The organism is Hydrogenophaga intermedia, from assembly GCF_023715105.1.
Lineage (GTDB): Bacteria > Pseudomonadota > Gammaproteobacteria > Burkholderiales > Burkholderiaceae_C > Hydrogenophaga > Hydrogenophaga intermedia_A.
Genome location: NZ_JAMBNO010000097.1, coordinates 1 through 469 on the forward strand (window position 1 = coordinate 1; position 469 = coordinate 469).

General features: G+C 65.7%; 1 protein-coding gene. It reads right to left on the reverse strand.

Features of this window, described 5'->3' with window-relative positions; translation table 11 throughout:
* The coding region (locus M3149_RS22735; protein ID WP_251711621.1) for an IS30 family transposase at window positions 1–469 on the reverse strand (469 nt) is incomplete at both ends.

Genomic DNA, 469 nt, shown 5'->3' on the forward strand with positions numbered 1-469 from the left:
TTGCGCAGCTGCTGCGGCAGCGTGGTGATCGACGCTCTCAGCGCGGTGATCATCGCGATGGCCCCATAGCCGCCGAGCGACGGCCCGTTCTTCACGTACGGCTTCTCACCCCAGCCCTCCAGCCGCGGCAGATGCACCAAGAGCGTCGAGCGGCTGCTGCGCTCGACAAGCGTGCCGATAGCCGACCTGCCTGTCCCGATGATCAGATCGCCCTCCCAGTGGCCGGGGACGGCGCGGTCTTCGGCTTCCGCGGGACGTTCGCTCAAGACGACATCTGCGGTGACATGCCCTTGCGGCTTGTTCCGTGATCGAGCCCTCGGCTCGCGCAATGCTCGGCCCGTGCGCAAGCACGCAACCAGTTCACGCTTGAGCGCGCCACGCCCCTGGATGAACAGCGACTGGTAGATCGCCTCGTGGCTGATGCGCATGGACTTATCATCGGGGAAGTCGACCTCCAACCGATGCGAGA